Here is a 25,170-nt window from a genome sequence, read left to right on the forward strand (position 1 = left end):
AGTAAAGGTGCAGTACCTTGTGGTTGTAACTCCCACGTTCCGCAATCCATTCAGGTTGAGAGGTGGACTTCATGAACAACATCATCTACATCGTCGGGGTCATTGTGATAGTCGTGGTTATCCTGTCGTTTCTCGGGTTCGCATAGCGTCCAAGAGCGTCTCGTATTGACAAGGCTGTACCCCGCATCGCGAGGCACAGCCTGGTCGCGCCTGACCTAGTTGGCCGTGCAGCCAACCCAACGGTAAAAAATCAACTCTGTGAGTAAGGGTCTGCAGCGTCCTGCCGATAACGACAAAGCGTCGCGCTCGTTTGCCGCCGTTTATCGACCCAAAAGCATTTGCAGAGGCAATACATGCGTCACCTCAGACACCTTACTTCCCCTCTGAATCAGCAAAAGATTGCTCGCGTCACCTTCCATTTTGATCCGTCTGATCAGAACGAACTGGTGACGGTGCTTCAGCGGTTTTTTGCCGAGCCGGATCAACATGCATTGCTGGATATTCCCGAGGAAACCCGCAGCGTGTTCCTGCTCGAAGGTGAGCGCAAATGGGTGTTGAAACACAACCGCCTGACCCACTGGAAAAAGCAGCTGCAGAATTTCCTGGGCCTCAAGCGTGTGTTCGGGCTGCATGACCTGACCAACGAATTCATCAACCTGTCCGTTGTGTCCGCCAAGTCGGAGTCATCGCCCAGAGTGGCTGCATTCGGCCACGTCGGACGTTTTCCTTTTCTCAAGGAAGAGTATTTACTGGTCAGTTTTTTCGACAATCATTGCAGCGTCGATGAACGACTGATCGCCCAACCCGAGCAGGTGCAAACGCTGCTGTTGGATATTTTCCAACTGTTTGGGCAGACGCTGGTCGAGGGGTTTGTGCACATGGACCCGCACCCCAAGAACATCCTGATCGGCCCCGATGGCAGGCTGCGCCTGATCGATTTCGAATGCTGCGCGCATTCGGTGCTGGATCACGACTTCAGCCTGGGTTTTCTGCTGGGTTACTTCTATCGCTTCTGGTTCAACAAGTTCATATCGGTTGAACACTACAACACCTGCTGTGAACGCTACCTGAAGCATCAGCACCCGCAATTGAACCGTGGGGTTTTCCAGGCGGTGTATGAGCGCTTTCGTGACCGTGATGTTTCCCGTAGCACGCGTTACCGCATCCTCACGTGCCCCAAGGCCCAAGCTGCATTTCTGCTTGAGTTGAAGTAACCGGCAGCGGTTGGCTCAGCCTTGTTTCAAATCGAGGCAGTAGGTGTAGTAACCCGTGTCGCGCACATAACCCAGGGACTCATACAACCGTTGCGCGCCGACATTGTCAGTGGCCGTTTCCAGCAGCATGCCTTTGGCGCCGGTCAACAACGCAAAGGCTCGTGCGGTGTTCATCAGCAACGTGCCGACCCCTTGCCCTCGGGCGGCGGGTGTTGTGAAGAGGTCGCCGAGCAACCAGGTGCGGTGTGCGTCGATGGAGGAGAACGTCGGAAACAACTGCACGAAACCCAGCGCCTCGCCGCTGGGGGCCTGGGCGAAGAAGATCGCGGATTCGTCCCGGGCAATGCGCTCGGCGATGAAGTCGCGAGACTGCGGCAGGTTCGATGGTTGACCGTAGAAGCCTCGATAGGCGTCGAACAGGCTGGCGATTTTATCGAGGTGGGATGCGTCGGCTCGCAAGGCCTGGATGTCCATGTTGATCGTCTCCTTACGGATTGATGTGATGCGCGGGGAAAGGGAAATGTAGATCAAAAGATCGCAACTTGCGGCAGCGCTTACAAGGGACGGCGTACGCAGGCTGCGAATCTTTTTGCTTTCCTCCTCAGGCCTTTCAGTTCCGCGCAGGGGCCACCGCCGGCATTGATGTCCTCGCCAGCCCGTAATACAGAATCCCCGGCACCACCAGACCAACGATCCAGGAAATATCGACACCGCCGAGCTGCGCGACCATCGGCCCGGAGTAGAAGTGAGTATCGACGAAGGGCAACTGGATCAATACACCGATGACATACACGCTGATCCCGCGCAGGTTCCAGCGGCCATAACGACCCGCCGGGTCGGACAACGCCGGGATGTCATAGCGCTCTTTGTTGATGAAGTAGTAATCCACCAGATTGATCGCGCTCCACGGTGTGAAGAAGGTCAGCAAAAACAGGATGAAGTACTTGAAGGTGTTGAGAAACGAGTACTGGCCCAGCAGGGCGAGCGTGGTGGACGCCGCGACGATCACCAATACAAACACCATGCGCTGGCGGGCGGAAATCTCCAGACGGCTGCGGAAACCACTGATGATGGTGGCCACGCACATGAAGCTGCCATAAGCGTTGAGCGTGGACACCGTGACCTTGCCGAACACCACGCTCAAGTACAGCAGGGACGCCATCACACCGGTGCTGCCCAACCCGACGATGGTCGCCACCTCATGACCGCGGAAGTTCGCACCGGCCAATGCCGCGGCGAACACCCCCAGCACCATGGACGCCTGCGCGCCCAGCACCGTTCCAAGTCCGACGGCAGCGAACGTCTTCCACGACGAGGTTTTGCTCGGCAGGTAGCGTGAGTAGTCCGCCACATAAGGGCCAAAGGCGATCTGCCAGGAAGCGGACAACGACACCGCCAGCAGGAAAGTACTCCAGCCGAAATGGCGATTTTCCAACAACAGACCGATGTCGTTGAGCGTCATCAGCCGGGTAAACAGGTAGACGAAGGCAATGATGCCCAGCACGCTGGCCACCCGGCCGACCAGGTGGATGACCCGATAACCGAAGATCGTCAGAAACGCGATGCAGGAGGCGAAAATCAGGATGCCGGCGCTGTCGCTGACATCGATCAGCTGGGCAATCGCCTGCCCCGACAACACCGCGCCGGTGGCGCTGAAACCGAGGTACATCAGGCACACCAGCACAATCGGGATGGCCGCCCCATAGACCCCGAACTGCACGCGACTGGAGATCATCTGCGGCAGGCCGAGCTTCGGCCCTTGCGCCGCGTGCAGGGCAACCACTGCGCCGCCGAGCACCTGGCCGATCAGCAAGCCGATGAGTGACCAGAACACATCGCCGCCCAGCACCACGGCCAGGGCACCGGTGACGATCGCGGTGATTTGCAGGTTGGCACCGAGCCACAGGGTGAACTGGCTGTAGAGGCTGCCATGCCGCTCGGCCTCGGGAATGAAATCGATCGAACGTGTCTCGATCAGGGGACTTCGTTGCTGACTATCGCTGACCTTGGTCATTACGCTGTTTTCCTTTGAGGCGCTTGTTTTTAGGGTGTGGGCTCGAACGCTTAGAACGCCTTGCTGGCACTGGCAACCACCGTGGCCGTGCACAAATCACCATAGCCGTACCAGCTCGTGCATTCGCTTTTCGACAGGTCGGTATCGATGTAGCTAAGGCCCCAGGTCACGCCCACGAAGTCACGGGTCAACTTGGCTTCCCACTCGGTGTAGGCATCACGGCTTTCACCGCTGGCGGACCAGAACGCCGGGTCTTTGACATCGTTGCGACCCACGCGCAGGTCCAGGCCGATCTCGGCCGGCAATTCGATTTTGTAGCTGAGGTAGGTGTAGAGGGTGTCCTGGTCCTCACCAAAGAAGTTCGGCGTATCGTTTGAGTAATTGGCGCCGAGCTTCACGCCATAAACGTCAAGGACGGCGTAGACCTCACTCATGTTGAATTGGCCTTCCTTTGGATAGTCGTACTTGAGGTACCCCAGATCGAGGCTGATGGCCTCGGTCGCCTGCCAGTAGTAGCCCGCGTAATACTCGAGTTCCTGCCGCGTCTTGAACTCGCCGCCGAAATCGACATTCGAGGTCCAGGCGCCAATGTACAAGCCGCTGCTGTGCACCAGCGTGGCGCCGGCCTGAGCCGCCGGATCACCCAGGGTTTGCGAAATGCCACGGGTGCGGTAGTCGCTGAAGACTCCCAGGGTCATGTCCAGGCTGAAGTCATCATTGAGTGGCAGTGCCTGGGTGGTCAGGGGTGCCAATACGAGAGTGGCAAGGGTCAATACTGAGCGTGCGTTCATACAAGTCTCTTATTTTTATGGAGGTGCGGATTATTTCGGGCATGGCGATGCCGAGCCCCTCGTCATACGAGGAGCCAGGCAGTCTTTTGCGTGGTGCGGGTGAACGGAGGGTCAGGACGCGGGCGCGTACACCTCTTTGCCGGCGAAGAAGGTCTTCAGGACCTTGGTGTCGAACAGTTCATCATCACTGACCTTGAACACATCGCGGTCGAGGATGATCAGATCGGCCTGTTTGCCGGGTGTCAGCGAACCAATCTGCTGCTCCAGGCGCAGGGCCTTGGCGGCATTGAGCGTGTAGGCGTAGAACATGGCCTGGCGATCGATGCTTTCCTTGGCATTCAACACACCCAGCGGCCCTTTGCGCGTACTGGCCTGAGCGATGGCGTTCCATGGATTGGGGCTCGACACCGGCCAGTCACTGCCACCGGCGATGACCGCACCGGCGTTATGCAGGGATTTGGCGGGATACTGATAACCGTAAGCAAACGCGCTGATATAGGGTTTGACGAGCTCGACGGTGTAACTCTCGCCGGTGGCCCAGAGCAATTGCATGGAGGCGATCACGCCAAGTTGCTTGAAGCGCGGAAACTCTTTCGGGTTGACCAGTTGCAAGTGGCTGATGCTATGAGCCACCGGTGTCGGATTGAGTTTGCGCGCATAGGCAAAACCATTGAGTGATTCACGCACCGCACGGTCGCCGACCGCATGCATGTGCACAATCCAGTCGCGCTTCTCCGCTGCCACGACCAACTCACCGAAATGCGCGGGGTCGATCAGCAGTTGCCCGTTCTTTTGGCTGTTCTTGAAGGGAACGATGACCGCGGCGGTCTGCCCCGGAAACTCCAGAACGCCGTCAGCGAATACCTTGATGCCAGGAAAACTCAGGTTGGGCACACTCTCGAATTTTTTCATGACCTTGGCCAGCACTTCCAGATCGGCCGGCCGACTTTTCGGGTTGGCCAACAGCAGCGCGGCGACGTGGGCATTGAGCTCGCCCTTCTCTGCCAGTTCGCGGTAAAGCGGCAGCACGCCGTAACTCTGCTCGGTTGCCTTGAAATCGAACAGCGAATCGCCACTGCCGGCATTCGCCGCCGCGTCCATCCAGGCAGTGACGCCGTATTGATTGTTGACCTTCACTGCCTCGCGGGCGGCTTTCAACATGATCTCGTCGCTGGGCGCGGGGATCTGGCTGCGTACCTGGTCCCAGCGCGACTCGGCAAAATAACCATTGGGGGTGAAATCCGCATCATGACCCACAAAGCTGCGGTCTTGTTCCGAGAGTCCTTTTACCAATGTCGCGTCGATTTTCAGGCGCTTGAGCATGGCGTTGTTGGCCCAGCCGGTGTGCCCGTCGATCCCGCTGAGGACCACCGGTTGATCCGCCCAGCGTCCCTGATTGAAGCGCTGGCCCAGCTCACGGCTCTTGTCCCAATACGCCGAACTGACCCCGGCGATGCTGATCACGTCACCGGCCCGCGCAATGCCCGCCTGATCCTGTTCGATAATCCACTGTTCAAGCTCCGGCAACGGTTTGACTTCATCCAGCAGGTTGGCCCCCATGCTGTCAAAGGCCGCCACCACCGGGTGACTGTGGGTATCAATCATTCCCGGCATCAGCACCTTGCCGGCCAGATCGATCCGTTGCGTGCCGGTGTCGGCCAGGGCGTTGATTTCGGCATCGCTACCCACCTTGAGAATCTTGCCGTCCTGCACGGCCACTGCCTGGACCAGTCCCTGACCGGGTTCGGCGGTGAAGACCTTGCCGTTGAACAACACAAGGTCAGCGGCGGCCATGGCTTGCACCGAAGAAAAGGCCAGGGCTGCGGCCAACAGGTTTGGAATAAATCGCTGCATCGGAACACTCTCTTGTTTTTATTGGGCTGGGTGGGAGGCTGATGCCTGAGTCAACGCCTTCGGATCGAGGCCAACGAATGGCGCCTTGGCCCACACGACCTGGCCGCCCACGACCGTCAGCAGCACGTTGTTTCGAGCCAATTCCTCCTCGGGAACCTGCATGAAGTTCTTGTCCAGAACGATCAGGTCCGCGAACTTGCCGACTTCGACCGAACCGACAACAGCCTCCAGTTTCAGCTGCTCGGCGGCGTTGATGGTGATGGTGCGCAGCACTTCAGTGCGCGACAGCCCCGGGTCGGCATTCAGCCTGCCCGCATACTTGGGGCCATAGCTGTGCGGGTTCAGTGGATCACCTGAGCGGGTGACACCGATCTTCAGCGCCAGGAACTCGTCGAGCGGGTCGACCGGCCAATCGCTGCCATACGCCACACGGCCGCCGGCACGGGCGATGCTGCCGGACGGCTCCATGCGGGCAAATCGCGCAGCCCCCAGATGTTCGTTGGTGCCGTCGACCGTAGACGGTGCCTGCTGGGCCCACTGGAAGGACATATTGGCAGTCACGTCGAGCGCTTTGAAGCGCGCATAGTCGGCAGGGTCCACCGACTCGTTGTGAGTAATGGCCGGGCGGAAGCCATTGCCGGGCAGTTGCTGGCGCACGTATTCGATTCCGTTCAATGAGTTGCGCACCGCGCGGTCTCCGGTGGCGTGAAGGTGCGGATCGAGGCCGGCCTGAACGGCCTTCAACAGTAACGGGTTGAGCACTTGCGGCGGGAAGTAAAGCTCACCGGTGTTCTTGCCGGGTGTCCACTTCGGCGCTGTATCGGTGCCGGCATTGCGCAGGTACGGCGTCAACATGGCACCGGTGTCCGCCGGCGCGTTGATGATGCCGTCCATGAACAATTTGACGTGGCGCATGCTCACGCCCGGCGCTACTTTTGCTTCGCCCTGATCGTAGGTATCAGCCAGCGCCTTGGCTTCGGCGATGGTCTTCGCCGGGTCCGCCGTGGCAGCCGCAGGGTCGAGTTTGATCGCCAGCAAGGCCCGGGCCGTCAGCTCACCCGACTGCTGCAGGGTGGTAAACGCTTTGCCGTTTTCCGGCCCCGACAAGGCATCGAAGAAACTGGTGATGCCTTGCTGGCGCATGGCGTCGAGCGCCGCGCGGGTCTGATTGAGTTTCTCTGCGTCGGTGGCGGGCGGCACCACGGCGGCCATGGCTTCGGCGGCTCCGTCTTCGCAGATGCCGTTCGGGTTGCCGGCGCTGTCGCGCATGTACTTGCCGTCACCGGGATTGGCCGTGTGCTTGTTGATGCCGGCGACCGCCAGGCCGCGGGAATTGGTCAGCACCGTATGGAAGTCGGTGGAACGGACTTGAATTGGACGGTTGGTCTTGAGCGCATCCAGTGTCGATTTGTCGGGGTCGCCGTCGAGTCCGGTCATGCCAATGCGGTCCCAGCTGCCCACTTCGAGCCAGACATCGGGGCCTTTGTCCCTGTCGGCATCCAGGCACGCCTGAATGGTTTCCTGGAAAACCTTGCGGGTCATCGTCTGGTATTTCAGGTCGCACAAGGTCATGGCGCGGCCGCCATCCCCCGGATGCATGTGCGCATCAACGAAACCCGGCATCAGCATGCGGCCGGCCAGATCGATCAGCTGTGTCTGCGTGCCGATGTACGAGGCAACCCCTGCATCGCTGCCGACATATACGATCTTCCCGCCCGTGACGGCGATCGCCTGCTGCACAGAATTCTTGCCGTCGACGGTGTAGACATAGCCGTTGCGCATGACCATGTCGGCGCCTGGCGAAGCGTGTGTCTGACACCCCACCAGCGCCACGCAGGAAAATGTCGTTGTCACGGCAACGGCGATAAATAGCCTGGAAAATTTCAACTGCCTCACCTCTGTTTTTATAGTTTTGGAGTGGCCCGAACGGACGGTCGCAAGCCCCTGATATGCAGGGCATACCCTATAGAACGCGGCGGTCGGATGGACCTCCACAAATGAGGAGGGGTAAGGCAAATACCAGTCAGCCTACTTTGTAGCCGCTGCCTTGTGGCGAGGGGATTTATCCCCGTTCGGCTGCGAAGCAGTCGTAAAACCTGAACGCACGGTCTATCTGATGCACCGCGTTGTCTGAATTCACGACTGCTTCGCAGCCGAACGGGGATAAATCCCCTCGCCACAAGGCTGTGTTTGGACCGGGGACATGGTGGACACATGTCCCCGAACAGATGTAAACCATGTCCCCGGTCCAAACAGGCTGCGTCTACAAGGCAGGCGTTATGGCTTAAGGCGCTGCGCTTAATTACGACGTGCAGTTTGCGTAAGCGAGGTCGGCGAACGCAGGGCTGAACCCAGCTCCACTTTGCTCTTCACGCCGAGTTGCAAGTAGCAGTTGCGCAGATAGGTGCGCACTGTGGCCGGACTCAGCGCGAGGATTTTGGCAATTTCCTTATAGGAATGGCCGGCGGCGAACAGCATCGCCGCCGTGCGCTCGCGAGGCGCCAGCACCGCCCCGCGCGACTGTGTTTCGAGTGACAGGATGACGTGCTCGGCGTTGGGGCTAAGGGTCATTGCAGTGCGACCCAGGCGAATCACACACGGCGCTTTTTGCAGTTGTGCGATGACATCAACGGGAAGCATTGAGCCGCTCCACCCGGGCAACTCGCGCTGAATGGCGGCGCACAGACTTGCACCGACATACAGCAGACTGCCGTCCATCCGCGCGACCCCGAAGTCACTCGCCCCGTTGCCCGTGTCGCAGCGAATCATGTCCTGCACCTGAAAACGCCACAGCTGCAACAGATGGTCGCAGAACGCCGAGAACAACCCGGCCTCGCTGTCATTGAAAGCCGGTGCATGAAGGCCACGGTAGAGACAGACGAAGAACATCAAGCCGCTTTCAGGGAGTTCGAACGTGATGCACATCAGGTGGTAGAGGTCGTGACGCCGTGCGAAGTCGTTCACCTCCTCGCAGGGATCGTTGAACCCACTGTCGCGCAGCACTTCCCCGGGTTGACTTAAGGTCTCCTGGGAAAATCTGTCGCTGACCGCCACTTTGTGCCATTCGACGGCAAACGACTCGGGCAGATCGATTCGCCCGTGCATCCAGCTTTGAGGGGGAGTACTGGCGTCTGACGTCGACATCTCGCCCCACCATGCCGAAGCGAAGGGCACCAGTTGGCGGAAGGCCTGCAAGCCGTCGGCGATGAATTGAGAGGCGCCGCGGTCTCGAGCAAGCCGACCCAGGTGCAACACGCAACGATTGAACGCGGTCAGCGTGGCCATCGACGCCTTGGCGCCAACCTCATCACCCTCCTCCATTGTTTTTATCCTGTTTACTACATGGCGTATTTTTTCGACGATGCCATAGGCGCGGTTATGGCGTCCAGCGAGCGCTGTTGTTGCGGGAGAATTCTGGTGACTGGCAGCTTTTGGCAATAGCTGCCGGAAGGCCAAGCTGTGCGCAAACGGATCGCCGCTCGCTGTCGTACGGTTTACTCCGGCGGTCAGCAAGAATGACCCAAATGCGCTAATTCCGCTAAACCGACCCAGGGGCAGGCACAACACCGTCTAATCTGAATGAAGCACGACCACAAACATGCCTCTAGCCTCTTGATACAGGGGAGATGGGATGACCGGAAAAGCAGCGCGCCAATGCTCGTCATGGATCCTGCCCTCCCTGCTCGCCATCAACCTGGCGCTGGCAGCTGGATGTGCAGGCAAAGCTGCGACGGCTCGCTATTCGGCCTCAAGCCTAGGCGACAGCTGCTATGCAAAAGCGCTCCCCACTGTCGGCGAGGGCGGCCTGGCTTGGGGCTCCACCTTGAACATGGCTCGCAAAAAATCCCTGGATAATTGCATACGCTATGCCGGCCGATCCGGTGGCACGCCCGATACCTGCAAAGTGGTGTTGGTGGAGTGCAAAAATTGAAGCTTTAGGCCCAGAAGCAGCCATTCACTGATTCAAGCCCCTTTGCAAAGTCACGTCCGACAGTCTTATCGACGTCGATCTGATTTTGGCTTGCTCGATACATATGTATAACCGTATATTCGGATAACCACATGTATTGAAGACACTTCCATGCTGAACCCTGCCGCCGTATTCAAATGCCTGTCCGACGAAACTCGCACGCGGGCCACCTTACTGATCACCCGTGAGGGAGAGTTATGCGTCTGCGAACTGGTCTGCGCCCTGGACGACAGTCAGCCGAAAATCTCCCGTCACCTCGCGCAACTCCGGGCATGTGGCCTGCTGCTGGACCGCCGCCAGGGTCAGTGGGTGTATTACCGGCTCAACCCTGAACTGCCAAAGTGGGTTCGCACCATTCTTGAGACAACACTGGACGCCAACGCCGACTGGCTTGAGGAAAACAGCACTCGACTCAAAACGATGGGCGACCGCCCTATCAACACTGCCGCCTGCTGCTGACCCATCACCCGTCGAGACTGCTCATGTCTACTGCGTTCGCCATTTTTCTCGTCACCATTGTGTTGGTCATCTGGCAGCCCAAGGGATTGGGTGTCGGCTGGAGCGCCTCCTTGGGGGCTGTTCTGGCACTGATTGCAGGCGTCGTGACGCTGGACGATATTCCACTGGTGTGGGGCATTGTCTGGAACGCCACCGCTACGTTTATCGCGGTCATCATCATTAGCTTGTTGCTTGATGAGGCAGGCTTCTTTCAGTGGGCCGCACTGCATGTGGCACGCTGGGCCAAGGGCGATGGTCGTCGCCTGTTCGCTTTCACGGTGCTACTGGGCGCAGCCGTTTCCGCCCTGTTTGCCAATGACGGTGCGGCGCTGATACTGACCCCTATCGTAATTTCAATATTGCTTGCCTTGCGCTTTTCGCCAGCGTCCACCCTGGCGTTTGTCATGGCGGCAGGCTTTATTGCCGACACCGCCAGCCTACCCCTGGTGGTGTCGAATCTCGTCAATATCGTTTCAGCCGACTACTTCGGCCTGGGTTTCAGCGAGTACGCCTCGGTCATGGTCCCAGTCAATTTCGTTGCCGTGGGCTCCACTCTCGGGGTGCTGTATTGGTTTTTCCGTCGTGACATACCCGAACGCTATTCACTGGATGATCTACAAGATCCACGACGTGCAGTGCGAGACCCGCTGACGTTTCGCGTCGGCTGGATTGTCCTGGGTTTGCTGCTGATTGGGCTGTTTGCGCTGGAGCCACTGGGCATTCCGATCAGTGTCATTGCGGCGGTCTGCGCCGCGATGCTGTTCGCCGTTGCGGCGCGTGGGCATGTGATATCAACCCGACGTGTATTGCGTGAAGCGCCATGGCAGGTCGTGACCTTTTCGCTGGGCATGTACCTGGTGGTTTATGGGCTGAAAAACGCCGGCCTGACAACCTATCTGACAGTGGCCCTGAATTACTTTGCCGAATTCGGCATCTGGGGCGCCGCGTTGGGTACCGGTTTTCTCACGGCGTTGCTGTCATCCGGCATGAACAACATGCCGACGGTGTTGGTGGGTGCGCTGTCGATCCAGGCCAGTGACGCCACCGGCGTGGTGCGTGAGGCCATGATCTACGCCAATGTCATCGGCTCTGATCTGGGCCCGAAAATCACGCCTATCGGTAGCCTGGCAACACTGCTCTGGCTGCACGTTCTGGAGCGCAAGGGCATCCGCATCACCTGGGGTTACTACTTCAAGGTAGGTGTCGTTCTGACGCTGCCGATTCTGTTCATCACCTTATCTGCCCTGGCCTTGCGCCTGGGCGTTTAGCACCTGCCCATCTGGAAAGAGGAGTCGCCATGCGCGTTCTGTTCATGTGTACCGCCAATAGCTGTCGCAGCATTCTGTCTGAAGCGATGTTCAATCATCTCGCACCGCAAGGCTTCCAGGCGATCAGCGCCGGCAGCTTCCCCAAACGACAGGTTCTGCCGCGCAGCCTGACCACGTTGCAAGAGGCCGGGATTGCGATCGACGGGTTAAGCAGCAAAGGCAACGACGCCTTCGAGGCCAACCCGCCGGACATTGTCATCACCGTTTGCGACAAAGCCGCCGGTGAGGGCTGCCCGGTCTACTTCGGACCGGCGCTCAAGGCCCACTGGGGACTGGAAGATCCATCAGAGGTGAAGGGTGATGAGACAGTCGTCGCCGCTGCATTCCACTCGACGCTTGCACACATCGAAACACGCTGCCGGGCGTTCCTCGCCCTGCCCTTCGCCCAACTTGATCGCGATGCACTGAAGCGCGAACTCGACCGCATCAGCACGCTGTAACCGGAGCCCTCATGACCCACCCACTGCCTAATCTCGACGCGTCATTGATTCAGCCCATTGCCAGTGACGACGGCCAACACAAGCCACGAATCCTGCTGCTGTACGGGTCGACCCGCGCACGGTCGTTCAGCCGTCTGCTGGTCGAAGAAGCAGCCCGTCTGCTCGAACACTTCGGTGCAGAAACGCGGATCTTCAATCCATCGGGACTACCGCTACCGGATGACGCACCCGGCGATCACCCGAAAGTTCAGGAATTGCTTGAGCTGATGCAATGGTCTGAAGGACAGGTCTGGTGCTCACCCGAGCGCCACGGCTCCATGTCTGCCGTATTCAAGGCGCAGATTGACTGGGTGCCGCTGGCCCTGGGCGCCGTTCGCCCGACCCAAGGGAAAACGCTCGCCGTCATGCAGGTCAGCGGCGGTTCCCAATCCTTTAACGTGGTGAATCAGCTTCGCGTGCTGGGACGCTGGATGCGGATGTTCACGATCCCTAATCAATCGTCCGTGCCGAAGGCATTTCTGGAGTTTGACGAGGAGAATCGCATGAAACCGTCCTCGCTGTATGACCGGGTGGTCGACGTCATGGAAGAACTGGTGAAGTTCACGTTGCTGCTGCGCGAGCGCCCGGATCTGGTTGACCGCTACTCCGAACGCAAAGAATCAGCGGAAGAACTGACTCAGCGGGTAAATCAGCGCGTGATAACTAAATGAAGTAATGAACTAAAAAGTTATAACCCGTTGCGACACTGGAGCACGGGTTAACAACCGTCGGTCTGTAAAACCCCTGCCAGAAAACCTGCAAAAACTTCGTGATCTAGTCTGACTGCACGTTCGGCAGGAGATTACTCATGTCATTGGCTGAAGAACGAAAACCTCAGCGCCGCAAGGAAACCCGGCTGTTTCTCTTTCTCGTCGTCTGCCTCTTTCCGCTGCTGTCGGTCGCTATCGTCGGCGGCTACGGTTTTATCGTCTGGTTTTTCCAGATGCTGTACGGCCCACCGGGACCACCCAACTAACTAATAGCCGTTTCTGAAAGCCTATTGGAGCCAGCGCATGGACGAAGCTTTGCATATTGCCAGTCTTGTCGTACTTGCCCGACCTGAAATGTTCGACGCCGTTAAAGCCAACCTGCGTCTGTTGGACGGCCTGGAACTGCATCAGGAAAGTGCGGCGGGAAAACTGGTGGTGGTCCTTGAAGCTGTACACGAAAGTCAGATCCTTCAACGCATCGAACAGATCAACAACTTGCCGGGCGTACTCAACGCGGCGTTGATCTATCACGAACTCCTCGAACCCGAAGGAGATATCGAATGAGCATGTCGCGCCGAGCATTCGTCAAAGCCCAGGCCGCCGCCATTGCAGCCGCCGCTGCTGGCCTGCCGATTATTACCGATGCCAGTAATCTGGTGACCGAAGCGGACATGGTCACCCTGGACTGGAACAAGGCGCCCTGCCGTTTCTGCGGCACCGGGTGCAGCGTGATGGTCGCGACCAAGGACAACCGGGTGGTCGCCACCCACGGCGACGTCAAGGCCGAGGTCAACCGTGGACTGAACTGCGTGAAGGGCTATTTCCTTTCGAAGATCATGTATGGCGTTGATCGCCTGACCCAACCGCTTTTGCGCATGACGAATGGCCAGTACGACAAGCAAGGCGAATTCCAGCCGATCAGTTGGGAGAAGGCCTTCGACATCATGGAACTGAAATTCAAGGAGGCCTTGAAGAGCAAAGGTCCCGGGTCGGTCGGCATGTTCGGCTCCGGGCAATGGACCGTGTGGGAAGGCTATGCCGCCAACAAGCTGATGAAAGCAGGCTTTCGCAGCAACAACATCGACCCCAACGCCCGCCATTGCATGGCCTCGGCGGTGATGGGTTTTATGCGTACCTTTGGCATGGATGAGCCGATGGGATGCTACGACGACATTGAAGCCACCGACGCCTTCGTGCTCTGGGGCTCGAACATGGCCGAGATGCACCCGGTGCTCTGGAGCCGGGTCACCGACCGCCGCCTGAGCCAGCCTCACGTGAAAGTGGCCGTGCTGTCGACCTTCGAACATCGCAGTTTCGAGCTGGCCGACATCCCCATGGTGTTCAAGCCGCAAACCGACCTGATGATCCTTAACTACATCGCCAATCACATCATCGAAAGCGGCGCGGTGAACCAGGACTTCATTACGAAACACACCCGGTTTGCCCAAGGTGCCGACGACATCGGGTACGGCCTGCGCCCTGACGATCCTCGGGAAATGAAGGCAAAAAATGCCGGCAAGGCCAACACCTGGACCGATATTTCCTTCGAACAATACGCAGCGTTCGTCAAACCTTACACGCTGGAACAAACCGCCAAGGAGACGGGCGTTCCGACTGAAAGGCTCAAGGCTTTGGCCGAGTTGTATGCCGATCCCAAGCGCAAGGTCGTGTCGTTCTGGACCATGGGTTTCAACCAGCACACTCGCGGTGTCTGGGCCAACAACTTGATCTACAACATCCATTTGCTTACCGGCAAGATCAGCGAGCCGGGCAACAGCCCCTTCTCACTCACCGGCCAGCCGTCGGCCTGTGGTACAGCACGCGAAGTCGGGACCTTCTCCCACCGCTTGCCCGCCGATCTGGTGGTGACCAACCCCAAGCACCGCGCCATCGCCGAAAAAATCTGGAAGCTGCCCGCCGGCACCATTCAAGAGAAGCCTGGTTTTCACGCGGTAGAACAGAGCCGCATGCTCAAGGACGGCGTGCTCAACGTTTACTGGACCCAGGCCAGCAACAACATGCACGCCGGGCCGAACATCATGCAGGAAGTCCTCCCTGGCTGGCGCAACCCGGATAATTTCGTGATTGTCTCGGATGTCTACCCCACCGTTTCCGCGCAAGCCGCCGACCTGATCCTGCCCAGCGCCATGTGGGTGGAAAAGGAAGGTGCCTTCGGCAACGCCGAGCGGCGTACGCAATTCTGGCATCAATTGGTGACCGCACCGGGGGACGCCAAGTCGGACCTGTGGCAGTTGCTGGAGTTTTCCAAGCGCTTCACCACCGATGAAACCTGGCCCGCCGAGTTACTGGCCAAGTCTCCTGAGCACAAGGGCAAAACCCTGTTTGAGGTGCTTTACAAGAACGGTCAGGTTGACCAGTTCCCGGTCGAGCAAATGGAAGCCGGATACAAAAATGATGAAGCCAAAGCGTTTGGCTTCTACCTGCAAAAAGGTTTGTTCGAGGAGTACGCCCAGTTCGGTCGCGGCCACGGGCATGACCTTGCCACGTTCGACCGCTACCACAGCGAACGAGGACTGCGCTGGCCGGTGGTGGACGGCAAGGAAACCCGCTGGCGTTACCGCGAGGGGCTCGACCCCTACGTGGAGAAAGGCAGCGAGGTGCAGTTCTACGGCTACCCGGACAAGAAGGCGATCATCTTCGCCCTCCCCTACGAGCCGCCAGCCGAAGCCCCGGATGCCGATTACCCATTCTGGCTGAGCACCGGACGCGTCCTCGAACACTGGCACACCGGCACCATGACCCAACGCGTCGAGGAACTGTACAAAGCGGTGCCGGACGCGTTGGTCTACATGCACCCCGAAGATGCCAAGGCCTTGAAGGCGCGGCGTGGCAGTGAAGTGAAGTTGATCAGTCGACGCGGTGAAATCCGTGCACGCATCGAGACTCGCGGGCGTAACAAACCGCCTCAAGGATTGGTGTTCGTGCCGTTTTTCGATGCCAACAAGCTGATCAACAAAGTCACGCTCGATGCCACCGACCCGATCTCCAAGCAGACCGACTATAAAAAATGCGCGATACGAATCGAGTTGATCAGCGTGGCCTGAGGAGAACCGTCATGCCTTTGCGAATCCTGCCGTTGCTCCTGCTCGCTGCGATTGGCGTGGTGATGGCTGCAGAAGTCAATTACCCCCTCGATGCATCGGGGCCTGATGGGCGCCGGCCCGGTGGCACCTTGACCCAGAGCATGCCGGCCCCGCCCATTGCCAATGAAGAAAACAAAGACCTGAAGCGCGAACGCAATTACCCGGACCAGCCTCCCACCATCCCCCATACCATTCGCGGTTATCAGATCGACCAAAACGGCAACAAGTGCCTGTCCTGTCACAGCCGTGCCAACAGCGCGCGGACCCAGGCAACGATGATCAGCATCACCCACTACATGGACCGCGACGGCCAGGCGCTGGCGGCGGTGTCACCGCGCCGGTACTTCTGTAACCAATGCCACGTGCCGCAAACAGAAGTGCAACCCCTGGTGGGCAACAGTTTTGAGACGATCGACAAGATATTGCAAGACGATGCCAACGCCGCGCAGAAACCCTGAGGAGGCAAGATGAAAGCACTGTTCGCCCTGCTTAAGGATTACTGGGGCATTCTGCGTCGTCCGAGCCTCTACTACAGCCTGGGCTTTCTGACACTGGGGGGCTTTATCGCCGGGATCATTTTCTGGGGCGGCTTCAACACCGCGCTGGAGCTGAGCAATACCGAAAAATTCTGCATCTCCTGTCATGAGATGCGTGACAACGTTTTCGTCGAACTGAAGGACACGATCCACTACACCAACCGATCCGGCGTGCGCGCCAGTTGCCCGGACTGCCACGTGCCCCATGAATGGACCCACAAGATCGCGCGCAAGATGCAGGCTTCAAAAGAGGTGTGGGGCAAGATTTTCGGCACCATCGATACACGCGACAAATTCCTCATGCTGCGTCGCGAACTGGCCGAACATGAGTGGGCAAGGCTCAAGGCCAACGACTCTCGCGAATGCCGCAACTGCCACAACTTCGAGTTCATGGACTTTACCCGCCAGAGCAAGCGCGCTTCTGCCATGCACTCAACTTCATTGGCCAACGGTGAGGCCACCTGTATCGACTGCCACAAGGGCATCGCTCACAAGCTGCCCGATATGAGCGGAGTGAAAGGCTGGTAAGGATTTTTCGATCCGCCCGCGCTTGTCCTATCCTTTTATCCAACCAACGACGCCGGTCACCGATATGCCCACCCCCGAATCCACCCTCCTCGACAGCTGGCACCACAACGCCCAATTCTGGATCGACGCCGTCCGCAGCGGCGCCATCGAAAGTCGCCTCAAGGTCACCGACCAGGCAATCCTGCTGGCGGTGTTGGGCCGCCAGCCCGAGCGCGTGCTCGACCTGGGCTGCGGCGAGGGCTGGCTGTTGCGCGCGTTGGCTGAACGGGGCATGAAAGCGGTCGGTGTGGATGGCGATGCGACGCTGGTCGAAGCAGCGCGGGCGGCGGGCTCCTCCCAGGTGCATCTGGCGAGCTATGAAGAATTGGTGGAAGCGAAGGTGGACATCGGCCGCGACTACGACTTGATCTGCGCCAACTTCGCCCTGCTGCACCAGGACATCATCCCGCTGCTCGCCGCCATGAACGCCCTGCTCGCCCCTGGCGGCACGCTGGTGATCCAGACGCTGCATCCATGGACCGCAGCGGCGGGCGACTATCAGGATGGTTGGCGGGAAGAGACCTTCACTGGGTTCAAGGGACAGTGGCAACCCATGCCGTGGTATTTCCGCTCCTTGTCCAGTTGGCTCAATGCGCTGGACATGGCCGGTTTTCAGCTGGCCGTCCTGCAGGAACCGCAGCACCCGCAAAGTCCTGTGCCGCAGTCATTGCTGTTGGTGGCCGAGCAGCGGGGTTCGTGACTCCTCAGTAATTCCCTTCCCGTACCCACCGCCTGACCTCAGCCTGTATGGCATAAGCCGGCGCCTCCACAGCATTGAAATCCTGTGTATACCGCTGGGCAAATCCTTCTACGCCCCATTCCTGATACTGCTGCACATGCTTTAACTCGTGAGCCCAGAGTGCGATGTCCTGTTCTGCGGATTGAGCGTCCCGGAAGAGGATGATGTCGATCAGCGTCACGGCACCGACATCGGGGTTTTGCAGCATGGCAGTGGCGGTGTTGAATTGGCCGTTATCGCTCACTTTGTAGCGCGCAGTATCGAGGACGCTGGGGTCGTACCAGCGCATCAGTTGTTCCCGGATGTGCGGTGGAATGGGTTGGATGCCGGCGCTGGCTGCGTCAGCACGGGCTTGGGTCAGCCACATCGCCAGGGCCGGTGCCGCGATTTGGTAAATGCCATCAGGCATTGGCAGGCAGATGCAGCCGTCCAGGCACACTTGTGTCTCGCCAGCTGGGCAGGCGTTGGTCTGGGCTGGCACTTCAAGCGTCAGGCAAAGAACAAACAGCGCCAACGGGCGCGTGATGATGGGCGGCATTGGGCGCTCCAGGGACGGACGCAACGCGAACAGTGGGTCACTATTGATCGACGATCCGCATGGCTTTAGCGTAGTCCCGAACCAAGCGCCCCAGCGTTAATCCACGACGAACAACTTGGCACCGGTGGTGCTGAACGATCGATGCCCCTCAGCGTTGCTGCCCACCTGATAGCTCATCCCGGCGGTGAGCGTGAACTGACGACCATCCTCCAGCTCCGTGTGCAACTCGCCTTCCAGACACAACAGGATATGACCTCTCCAGCACCAGTGATCGGCCAGATACCCGGGACTGTACTCAACCATCCGCACACGCGCTGAACCAAACTGGCAGGTTCGCCAATAGGCGGTACCCGTCTGTCCAGCATACTGAACAGGTTCGACAGTCGACCAATCGGTCGTACCAAAGGGAACAGCCGTCAGATCCATCGTTGCCTCATCAATGATTGAGTGTCTGTGGACCGTAATCCAGGATGAACAAGTCCCCTTCCACATCCGTATCGCCGTGTTTACGACTCTGCGCCGCAGAGTCGTAGACGATCATCAGAACCTCCCCAGGCTGCTCGCCCGATTGGAACAGACACATGCCCTCAGCGTGATCGTTGCCTTGCCCAAAAGGCACCTCCAGCACCTTCTCCAATTGATCCGTAAAGACCACGCTTTCCTCGTCGGACGCGAAACCGCCGCGCCAGCGGAAGACCGTTACCGGACCATCCTGGTCCATGGTGGGACCCGCCAGGATCAGCAGATCGTCACCGCTAGTGCACAGGTCACGCAAGCCCAGACCATTTAGCGCGAAGAAGTGCTTGCGATAACGGCGCCCATCCGGACCGATCTTCTTAAGCACCAGCGTGTCAGTCGAGGCGTCGTTCAGCTCAGGTTCTATCTCCAGCAACACAGCCCAGCCGCGAAGGACCGGTCCACGTAGCCCTAGCAGAAGACGCGAGCCAATCACCACCAACCCTTCGATATCGAAGCCGTTGTCTTTACCCGGGATACTCAGGAAGTCGCGTAGTTGAGGATCTTCAGCAATGGCCGTGGTCAGGTCGTTACTGACCTCGTTGCCATGTAGCTGCGCCGCCGTACGTCCATCGGCGTCCACCTTCCTGGCGAGTGCATAGCCGTCGTTCTGCCGGACCACAGGGATGCGGGCCAGCAGAAAGCGATTGCCCTGCGCCTCTACCGTCGATAGGCGCTTGATATTCTTCTGTGCAGGAGTGCCGGCCTCGGCCTTCTTTCGCTTCAGGCTATGGGAGCCCACCAACCAGAGGTAACCACTGTCATGGGTATAGGCCAACCCCTCGATATCGATCTCGGCGTCTTGCTTCGGTAGGGGCAGATCCAAATACTCCAGGAGCTGAAACGATTGGTGCTCATCGCACCTTACGACGTCGCCGGGCGCAGCATCCTGGATTTTCAGGCGTTCCAGGCTCGTGGTTTCGTCGTTCGCCACCCAGAGTGTGTCGTCAATCTGCTGAGCGACCGAAAGGCCATCGCGCAACGACGCAAACGCCGGATCAAAGCTCAACAGCGCAAAATTGCTTCGGTGGCTCATGAGCGGTCTCCTGTCTTTATGGCGCTGCGCGCCGGTTACTCAGAACCGGATTCTGCGCGTGCTCTTCTTCCAGAGCATGCACTCATCCTAGCCGACCCGTCCACCGCTGATGGCTTAGGTCCGTTCGCTGCAGCTGCTAAAATTTGTTGCGTCGACCGGTTGAATCGACAGTCGATTGCTGCCCTTCGCCACAGACGGCAATCGGCCCAGAAGCGGACATCGAGATAGCAAACTTCAAAGGGCGCCAAACACTGAGACCGTTGGCTATTTAAGCAGCGCCCCCCCTAGAACTTTTCCCTATTTATCTGTCTATGTGCATAGGCACATCCGCTCGGTAAGCGCGAACCCGCAGCTTCTCGCACCCAGATGGCCACACGTCCAATTGTCAATCAGAGGTTGTCTTCGCTCATGAAATTCCATGACCCACGGATGATGCTCTTCGGCCTGTTCGCGTTCGCGGCAGTGGGCTCGGCATCAGCAACACAAATGAAGACCTCGACCCCTGTTTTCGTAACTGAAGTCGCAGCCGTTCAGGCTCCTGTCCAGGCCGCCGGCAACCCTTGGCTGACCTTGGCCAGTATGGCCGGCACGCAGCCAGGGCCGTTGCTTGCCCATGACGACCGATACTGGCATGACCACCGTTCGCACAATCGTAGAGACGATTGGCGCCGAGACGACTGGCGTAGAGATCAGTGGCGTAGAGAGCAAGCCCGCCGAGAAGCTGAGCGCCATCGTGATTGGGAGCGCCACCACGATCGGGCCATGCGGCACCGCTATGAAGACGATCGCCGCTACTATCGTCGCTAGTGCGACGCCACGGGATTATCCGCCTGCAACACCTGCGACTTAACCGGCCAGAAGGACACTCAGAAACTCAACCGCGCACCAGGTAGGCTCCTGACGGAACCCGATGTCGCAGCTTCTTGCACTTGCCAGGTGCGGGCTGATGCCCGGGCGGGCGATCAGGAAACCAGATTCGGCATTTACCCGGTGGCGGCCAATGGCCCCGGGGGATTTCAACCTCATCGTGCGCGGGCTCTGGCTCTACGGAAGCCACTGGCATTTCTCCTTCGGGCCGTAGCCTGCCAGCCGTCAGCGAATTCGATACGGTCTCTGCCTTTGCGCTGGCGAAGTTGCCAGCGTTGGGTTGTTCAGCAGCGGCCATTTCTGCTTCGCGGCGCTTTTGGGCGTCCTCTTTGAGCCCCTTCTGTACGGCGACCAGGTCCTCTTTGGTGTTGGGTGAGGTACTCGAAGCCTTGGCCTGCTGCGCCGCCTGGATCAATTGGAAGTTGCGGTTGCGTAACTCGACGTTGCGACCCACCCGCATGTTCGAGCGCGCCGCCAATGTTTCAGCCTGCTGGTACTGTCCCTGCTGAAGGCGCAACACACCAAGGTAATGCAGCGTCGCGGGGTTGTTCGGCTGGATATGCAGGGCACGCTCCAGCGTGGCAGCGGCTTGGTCCAACTGGCCATTTTCATACTGCCGCGAGGCAGTTTCGATGAGCGTGGTTGATGCGCTGTTACTTTGCGAGGGCGCTCTTCGCTCGGCAGCAACCGAGCAAAGCGACGCGACGGCGCAGAACGCCAGGACGAGACCCGGCAGAAAACTCTTGGTTGGCATCAGGGGGCGGACTCGGATGTTCTCGGACGGCACTGCCGTAAAACAGGCCACCATCGCTGATCGGCGTCGCCGATACAGGGCCCCTGTTGACCTGGCCAATACCCTGAAGTTCCCGCTGCAACGGCCACTGCGGATGGCGTGGAATTCGCAGACCACCGCAACCCGTCTGATTTTTTACCACCCCACCCTGTCGATTCACGACTCGTCGTCAGCACGTCTCACTCTGTGGCAGTCAGACGGTCCAAGTTTTTGACCACTTGATGAGCGAACATCAATCGGCATCAGGGGCTGGCCGGACTCGTTGTCTATCAGCACAGAACGCGTCTCCTGCGGCTTGAACAGAAAACGTTCGCCCCACTGCCTCATGCTGACCACAACCGGAAAGATCTCCCGTCCTTTGTCCGTAAGGACGTACTCCTTGTAGGCGCTTCCATCTGACGCCGGTCGAACGTCGAATACCCCGACCTCGACCAACGTTTTCAGTCGCGATGCCAGAATATTTTTCGCCACGCCCAAGCTCTTTTGAAATTCGCTGAACCGGCGAATGTCATCGAAAGCGTCGCGGATAATCATGAGCGACCATCGATCCCCAATGGCCTCCAGTGTCCTTGCTACCGGGCATTCGCTGCGTTGCGGTGAAGCGTCTTCGACCATCTTTTTTAACCTTCCGGAATGTGGATTTTTGCCACGTATGTCCACTAGCCTGGCGCAATGTGGTTGCAATTTAAAACCTGATACGGCGACAATGAAATCTAGTTCTAAATTGAAACCAGTTTAACGCCATGGAGGTGTACATGACAGCAGATGCCGACTCAGCCACCAAACGGTTCTTCGGACAGCCCTCGGAATTGCTGCATTCGGACACCGGGGAAAGCAGCAGGACCGACCAGTCTCCGGGGCTTTCCCCGTCGCTCACGTTATTGTTTTCCCTCACCTGCGCACTTGCAGTAGCCAATGTTTACTTTGCCCAACCCTTGCTCGCCTCAATGGCTGAGAGCTTGGGCGTCGCCTCAGGATTGATCGGGGTCGTGGTGACGGCCACTCAGGCTGGATACGCGCTGGGGTTGCTGTTCATCGTACCGCTGGGCGATATGGTTAACCGTAAACGGCTGATTTTGACTCAAGTGATGCTGTCTGCGGTTGCACTCGCGGCGGTCGGCGCAGCACAGCAATGGCTAGCCCTGTTGGGTGCCATGATCGTGATGGGCTTACTGGCAGTGGTTGTTCAAGTACTTGTGGCATACGCCGCCGTGTTGGCAACGCCATCACAACGGGGGCAGGCAGTGGGGACGGTAACCAGTGGAATCGTCCTGGGCATTCTTCTGGCGCGGTTTACCTCTGGCCTGATTGCGGACATCGCGGGCTGGCGCGCCGTTTACTTCGTGTCCTCAGGATTGATGCTGACCATCGCGGCGGTGCTGTGGAAAGTGGTTCCTGCCGCAGCGTCGCCACGCAATCAACACGCCTACCACGCGCTCATCCGGTCGTTCTTCAAGCTGTTCATGACCGAACCGGTTTTGCGGATCAGGGGCCTTCTGGCTTTACTGATCTTTGCCGATTTTTCCGTGCTGTGGACTTCCATGGTGCTGCCGTTGAGCGCCCCGCCGCTGTCGCTTTCACACACTGCCATCGGCATGTTTGGATTGGCCGGCGTCGCCGGTGCCCTTGCTGCGAGAAGAGCCGGTCGCTGGGCCGATCAAGGCTTGGGACAACGAGTTACCGGCATTTCGCTGGGGCTCCTGACGCTTTCCTGGTTGCCCATCACTTTTGCCGAGACATCCTTGATCGCGCTGGTCTTCGGAGTGGTCTTGCTCGACTTCGCGGTGCAAGCAGTACACGTCACCAACCAGAGCCTCATTTTTTCTGCACGACCCGACGCCCAAAGTCGCATGGTCGGCGCATACATGTGCTTCTACTCGCTCGGGAGTGCGCTGGGGGCGGCAGCCGCGACCCAGGTTTATGCGCTTTGGGGCTGGATAGCAGTCAGCCTGCTCGGCGCCTTGATCAGCGCTACTGCCTTGATTTTGTGGTTCCTCACGTTTCATTTTTCCCTTGAGAGGCATGTGGCCTTAAAGCAAATAGCCGTTGTCGGAAACAGACGTTCATGACCGGCACCTTTCGCCAAAAATGGACGTTTAGAGTGTCTAGTCCTGAAATGGCTTTACACCTGTTTCACCTGACCACCGGCGCATGCTCGGCCATCAATTCCATTACCCAGTCGATAAATACCCGCACCTTGGCGCTGACATGGCGATTCGGCGGGAATGCCAGATACATCGGCATTGGCGCCATGTGCCAGTCCTCAAGCAGCGGCAGCAGCTCGCCGCTGACCAGGTGCGGTTTTGCCATGTAGTGCGGTAGCCAAAGCATGCCCAGACCAGCCACGCCGGCGGCGAGGTACGCATTGCCGTCGTCGACCGTCAGTTGCGGGCGGCCCTGGACCTCGATGCGTTCCTCACCCCGCTGCATCGCGTAGGGCAAGGATTTGCCCGTACGAAACCAGAGGAAGCCAACGGTACTGTGCCTGCCCTCCTCCAGCTCACGGGGGTGCGCCGGCGTACCGAAGCGCTGCAGATAGCCGGGCGCGGCATAGATGCCGAGTTTCAGATCGCCCACATGCCTTGCCACCAGGGACTGATCGATGATCTCGCCGCCGCGCACCACACAGTCGACGTTTTCGCCAATTATGTCGACGATGCGATCGCTCACGCCCACGGTCAGCTGGATTTCCGGGTAGCGTGCAAAGAACCCCGGCAAGGCGGGTATCAGCAGCATTCGCGCCAGCGGACTGGGTACATCCACCCGCAGCCGCCCGCGCGGTGTCATCGACGCGCTGGACAAGCTGGTCTCGGCGTCGTCCATATCGACCAGTAGCCGGATGACGCGCTCATAGTAGGCCGCGCCATCGGCGGTGACGTTGACCTTGCGTGTGGTGCGGTTGAGCAGGCGTACGCGCAGCCTCGCTTCCAGTTGCTGAACGAGCTGCGTCACGGTGGTCTTGCTCATGTGCAAGGTGGCTGCCGCCTTGGTGAAGCTGCCGGTTTCCACCACTCGGGCAAAGGCCTGCATTGCATCGAAACGGTCCATTTCACGCCTCACTCGGGTCTGGATAGTTTGGATTCTACAAACAGTCATGACCAGAGTTGCCCGTTTATCCAAGTCTGCCTTCTTTTTACAGTGGTTCCATCGTTAACAGCGGGCCATGATGCCCCGAAGGAGCTATGCAATGACCAGCAAACGTGATGTCGTTTTCCCGCCTGACCGCCATGCACTCTACGAGCTTCACCGCTACTCGCCGGCGATTCGCTCCAACGGTTTTCTGTTCGTATCCGGTCAGGTCGGCAGCCGCAAGGATGGCTCGGCCGAGCCGGACCTCGCGGCACAGGTTCGCCTGGCCTTCACCAACCTCAACGCGATCCTTGCCGAGGCCGGCAGTAGTTTCGAGGATGTGGTCGACACGACCATCTTCATGGTCGACCCCGGCACGAAATTCGAAACTATCTGGGAAGTAGCGGCCGAGTACTGGGGCGAAGCTCCCTACCCGACGGCGACCGCTATCGGCGTGACCTGGTTGTCCGGCTTCGACTTCGAGATCAAGGTGATCGCCAAACTACCCCAATAAAATAGGCTCAGCACTCCTCCGCCCGCACCTGAC

At 58.9% G+C, this 25,170-nt stretch carries 27 protein-coding genes; 15 read left to right on the forward strand and 12 right to left on the reverse strand.

The window, feature by feature from the left end; genetic code table 11:
• Window positions 1–353: 353 nt before the first annotated feature.
• Window positions 354–1,214 carry a phosphotransferase gene (locus tag ACYZUA_RS21035; RefSeq protein ID WP_461960456.1) on the forward strand — a complete coding sequence of 287 codons (861 nt, stop codon included), beginning with the start codon at window positions 354–356 and terminating at the stop codon, window positions 1,212–1,214.
• Between the two features lie 15 nt (window positions 1,215–1,229).
• On the opposite strand, the gene ACYZUA_RS21040 is transcribed toward ACYZUA_RS21035, so the two are convergent.
• From ACYZUA_RS21040 to ACYZUA_RS21065, 6 genes are all read right to left on the reverse strand, one after another.
• A complete protein-coding gene (locus ACYZUA_RS21040; RefSeq protein ID WP_461960457.1) occupies window positions 1,230–1,688 on the reverse strand; it encodes a GNAT family N-acetyltransferase in 459 nt (152 codons plus the stop codon).
• A gap of 136 nt (window positions 1,689–1,824) precedes the next feature.
• Window positions 1,825–3,228 (reverse strand): purine-cytosine permease family protein, encoded by a 1,404-nt coding sequence (locus tag ACYZUA_RS21045; protein ID WP_461960458.1) that lies wholly within the window; start codon window positions 3,226–3,228, stop codon window positions 1,825–1,827.
• Window positions 3,229–3,278: 50 nt separating this feature from the next.
• A complete protein-coding gene (locus ACYZUA_RS21050) occupies window positions 3,279–4,019 on the reverse strand; it encodes a TorF family putative porin (protein ID WP_461960459.1) in 741 nt (246 codons plus the stop codon).
• 111 nt (window positions 4,020–4,130) lie between these two features.
• Window positions 4,131–5,873, reverse strand: coding sequence for an amidohydrolase (locus ACYZUA_RS21055; protein ID WP_461960460.1), 1,743 nt, complete (start codon window positions 5,871–5,873; stop codon window positions 4,131–4,133).
• 18 nt (window positions 5,874–5,891) lie between these two features.
• Window positions 5,892–7,760: an amidohydrolase gene (locus ACYZUA_RS21060; protein ID WP_461960461.1), complete on the reverse strand. Its 1,869-nt coding sequence runs from the start codon at window positions 7,758–7,760 to the stop codon at window positions 5,892–5,894.
• A gap of 411 nt (window positions 7,761–8,171) precedes the next feature.
• Window positions 8,172–9,194: a helix-turn-helix transcriptional regulator gene (locus ACYZUA_RS21065; RefSeq protein ID WP_461960462.1), complete on the reverse strand. Its 1,023-nt coding sequence runs from the start codon at window positions 9,192–9,194 to the stop codon at window positions 8,172–8,174.
• Between the two features lie 310 nt (window positions 9,195–9,504).
• On the opposite strand from ACYZUA_RS21065, the gene ACYZUA_RS21070 reads away from it, so the two are divergent.
• From ACYZUA_RS21070 to ACYZUA_RS21120, 11 genes are all read left to right on the forward strand, one after another.
• Entirely contained in the window at window positions 9,505–9,804 is a 300-nt protein-coding gene (locus tag ACYZUA_RS21070) for a hypothetical protein (RefSeq protein WP_461960463.1), read from the forward strand.
• Window positions 9,805–9,954: 150 nt separating this feature from the next.
• On the forward strand, window positions 9,955–10,302 hold the full coding sequence (locus ACYZUA_RS21075; protein WP_461960464.1) for a metalloregulator ArsR/SmtB family transcription factor: 348 nt from the start codon (window positions 9,955–9,957) through the stop codon (window positions 10,300–10,302).
• Window positions 10,303–10,325: 23 nt separating this feature from the next.
• A complete protein-coding gene (locus tag ACYZUA_RS21080; protein ID WP_461960465.1) occupies window positions 10,326–11,609 on the forward strand; it encodes an arsenic transporter in 1,284 nt (427 codons plus the stop codon).
• 29 nt (window positions 11,610–11,638) lie between these two features.
• Complete coding sequence (locus ACYZUA_RS21085) at window positions 11,639–12,109, forward strand: arsenate reductase ArsC (RefSeq protein ID WP_461960466.1); 471 nt, start codon at window positions 11,639–11,641, stop codon at window positions 12,107–12,109.
• Between the two features lie 11 nt (window positions 12,110–12,120).
• Complete coding sequence (gene arsH / locus ACYZUA_RS21090; RefSeq protein ID WP_461960467.1) at window positions 12,121–12,819, forward strand: arsenical resistance protein ArsH; 699 nt, start codon at window positions 12,121–12,123, stop codon at window positions 12,817–12,819.
• A 137-nt stretch (window positions 12,820–12,956) separates the two neighbouring features.
• The gene (napE, locus tag ACYZUA_RS21095; protein WP_033059995.1) at window positions 12,957–13,124 is read left to right on the forward strand and encodes a periplasmic nitrate reductase, NapE protein; all 168 of its coding nucleotides are present in this window, start codon (window positions 12,957–12,959) and stop codon (window positions 13,122–13,124) included.
• Window positions 13,125–13,161: 37 nt separating this feature from the next.
• A complete protein-coding gene (locus ACYZUA_RS21100; protein WP_056744788.1) occupies window positions 13,162–13,422 on the forward strand; it encodes a chaperone NapD in 261 nt (86 codons plus the stop codon).
• Window positions 13,419–15,923, forward strand: coding sequence for a nitrate reductase catalytic subunit NapA (gene napA, locus ACYZUA_RS21105; RefSeq protein ID WP_461960468.1), 2,505 nt, complete (start codon window positions 13,419–13,421; stop codon window positions 15,921–15,923). Before ACYZUA_RS21100 ends, napA begins: the two co-directional genes overlap by 4 nt.
• Window positions 15,924–15,934: 11 nt before the next feature.
• Complete coding sequence (locus ACYZUA_RS21110; RefSeq protein WP_461960469.1) at window positions 15,935–16,420, forward strand: nitrate reductase cytochrome c-type subunit; 486 nt, start codon at window positions 15,935–15,937, stop codon at window positions 16,418–16,420.
• Between the two features lie 9 nt (window positions 16,421–16,429).
• Complete coding sequence (locus ACYZUA_RS21115; RefSeq protein ID WP_223430525.1) at window positions 16,430–17,026, forward strand: cytochrome c3 family protein; 597 nt, start codon at window positions 16,430–16,432, stop codon at window positions 17,024–17,026.
• 64 nt (window positions 17,027–17,090) lie between these two features.
• Complete coding sequence (locus tag ACYZUA_RS21120) at window positions 17,091–17,765, forward strand: class I SAM-dependent methyltransferase (RefSeq protein WP_461960470.1); 675 nt, start codon at window positions 17,091–17,093, stop codon at window positions 17,763–17,765.
• Window positions 17,766–17,769: 4 nt separating this feature from the next.
• Here the strand turns inward: ACYZUA_RS21120 and ACYZUA_RS21125 are convergent, their stop codons facing one another.
• The 3 genes from ACYZUA_RS21125 to ACYZUA_RS21135 form a co-directional block, all read right to left on the reverse strand.
• A complete protein-coding gene (locus ACYZUA_RS21125) occupies window positions 17,770–18,342 on the reverse strand; it encodes an eCIS core domain-containing protein (protein WP_461960471.1) in 573 nt (190 codons plus the stop codon).
• Window positions 18,343–18,438: 96 nt separating this feature from the next.
• Window positions 18,439–18,768: a DHCW motif cupin fold protein gene (locus ACYZUA_RS21130; protein ID WP_461960472.1), complete on the reverse strand. Its 330-nt coding sequence runs from the start codon at window positions 18,766–18,768 to the stop codon at window positions 18,439–18,441.
• A gap of 10 nt (window positions 18,769–18,778) precedes the next feature.
• Window positions 18,779–19,894 carry a DUF3616 domain-containing protein gene (locus ACYZUA_RS21135; protein ID WP_461960473.1) on the reverse strand — a complete coding sequence of 372 codons (1,116 nt, stop codon included), beginning with the start codon at window positions 19,892–19,894 and terminating at the stop codon, window positions 18,779–18,781.
• Between the two features lie 408 nt (window positions 19,895–20,302).
• Between ACYZUA_RS21135 and ACYZUA_RS21140 the strand changes: the two genes are divergently transcribed.
• Window positions 20,303–20,701 carry a hypothetical protein gene (locus ACYZUA_RS21140; protein ID WP_461960474.1) on the forward strand — a complete coding sequence of 133 codons (399 nt, stop codon included), beginning with the start codon at window positions 20,303–20,305 and terminating at the stop codon, window positions 20,699–20,701.
• Window positions 20,702–20,768: 67 nt separating this feature from the next.
• On the opposite strand, the gene ACYZUA_RS21145 is transcribed toward ACYZUA_RS21140, so the two are convergent.
• On the reverse strand, window positions 20,769–21,515 hold the full coding sequence (locus ACYZUA_RS21145) for a tetratricopeptide repeat protein (protein WP_461960475.1): 747 nt from the start codon (window positions 21,513–21,515) through the stop codon (window positions 20,769–20,771).
• A gap of 195 nt (window positions 21,516–21,710) precedes the next feature.
• A complete protein-coding gene (locus ACYZUA_RS21150) occupies window positions 21,711–22,169 on the reverse strand; it encodes a winged helix-turn-helix transcriptional regulator (RefSeq protein WP_461960476.1) in 459 nt (152 codons plus the stop codon).
• 140 nt (window positions 22,170–22,309) lie between these two features.
• Here ACYZUA_RS21150 and ACYZUA_RS21155 point away from each other — a divergent pair, with 140 nt between their 5' ends.
• Window positions 22,310–23,623, forward strand: coding sequence for an MFS transporter (locus tag ACYZUA_RS21155; protein WP_461960477.1), 1,314 nt, complete (start codon window positions 22,310–22,312; stop codon window positions 23,621–23,623).
• Between the two features lie 64 nt (window positions 23,624–23,687).
• Here ACYZUA_RS21155 and ACYZUA_RS21160 read toward each other — a convergent pair whose 3' ends face one another.
• Window positions 23,688–24,602: a LysR family transcriptional regulator gene (locus ACYZUA_RS21160; RefSeq protein ID WP_461960478.1), complete on the reverse strand. Its 915-nt coding sequence runs from the start codon at window positions 24,600–24,602 to the stop codon at window positions 23,688–23,690.
• Window positions 24,603–24,741: 139 nt separating this feature from the next.
• On the opposite strand from ACYZUA_RS21160, the gene ACYZUA_RS21165 reads away from it, so the two are divergent.
• On the forward strand, window positions 24,742–25,137 hold the full coding sequence (locus ACYZUA_RS21165) for a RidA family protein (RefSeq protein WP_461960479.1): 396 nt from the start codon (window positions 24,742–24,744) through the stop codon (window positions 25,135–25,137).
• Window positions 25,138–25,170: the final 33 nt, after the last annotated feature.

This window comes from Pseudomonas sp. LS2P72 (assembly GCF_054897865.1).